Here is a 1,297-nt window from a genome sequence, read left to right as displayed (position 1 = left end):
TTCAAAAGGCCCCTTCAAGAGATTATTACGATCTATCGGCCGCCCAAAGGCGATTGTACTTTCTCTATGAGATGGACAGGTCCTCGTTGGCGTACAACCTGCCCCGACTTATCGAATTGAAGGGAGCACTGGACCTTGTCCGTTTGGAGGTTGCCTTCGAGAAGCTTATCTCCCGCCATGAGATCTTGCGGACCCGTTTCGAGGTTGTAGGGGACAAGGTCTACCAGAGGATAATTGCGGATGTGGATTTTAAATTGGAGTTCCATAGGTCGAAAGGGCCGGGTGTGGATGGTCTGGCCAAGGAATTTGTCCGTCCCTTCGACCTTGGTGATGCGCCGTTGTTGCGCGCGGGCCTTATAGAGGTCTCCGATATGGAGCACTTCCTTATGGTGGATATGCACCATATCGTTACCGATGGTGTCTCCCAGGGGATCTTGATCAGGGACTTCATGCGGTTCTACAATAATGAGGAACCAGAAGCACTGCCATTGCAGTACAAGGATTATTCCGAGTGGCAACAGGGGCCGGAGCAGCAAGCAAGGTTGAACTCGCAACGCGGGTTCTGGCTCGGTGAGTTCTCGGAAGAGGCCTCGGTATTGGAGCTTCCCACCGATTATCCCCGTCCACGGTTCAAGAGTTACAAGGGTAGCAATATATCTTTTTCTCTGGGCGTGGAAACGACCGGTAGGCTCAAGGCACTTGGCGAGGAAGTTGGCGCTACGATGTTCATGACCGTTCTGGCGTTGTTCAATGTGCTTTTGGGGAAGCTTGGCAACCGGGAGGACGTTACCATCGGGACAGGTGTTGCGGGCCGCCACCATCCGGACCTTGAGGGGATCATGGGCATGTTCGTGAACACGCTTGCCCTTCGCAACTCCCCGCAGGGCGATATGGGCTTCAAGGAGTTTTTGACACAGGTCAAGGGAAGGACCCTTTGCTGCCTTGACAACCAGGACTACCCTTACGAGGAACTCATAGATGAGCTACAGGTGCCAAGGGACACGGGGCGTAATCCGTTGTTCGATGTGATGTTCGTTTTTCAGAACTTTACCAGAGAAGAGCTGGGTATCCCGGGGCTGACGCTCAGGCCATATGATCTCGCCCACGATATATCCAAGTTCGACCAAACTTTGACCGTAATGGAATCGAAGGATGTACTTCACTTTGACTTCGAATACTCCACGGATCTGTTCAAGAGGGAAACGATGGAGCGTTTTGTCACGTATTTCAAAAATATAGTAGGTAGTGTCATAGAAGATCCAACGGTACGGTTATCGGACATAGCCATGATCACCCC

1 protein-coding gene is annotated in these 1,297 nt (G+C 52.0%); it reads left to right on the top strand.

Features of this window, described 5'->3' with window-relative positions; genetic code table 11:
• Positions 1-1,297, top strand: a 1,297-nt coding sequence (locus ACKWCA_RS23960; RefSeq protein ID WP_413980783.1) for a condensation domain-containing protein, incomplete at both ends; no start/stop codon positions are given.

This window comes from Maribacter corallii, from assembly GCF_047345415.1.
In the GTDB taxonomy this organism is placed as follows: Bacteria; Bacteroidota; Bacteroidia; order Flavobacteriales; family Flavobacteriaceae; genus Maribacter_C.
This window is presented reverse-complemented; position numbering and strand designations above follow the sequence as displayed.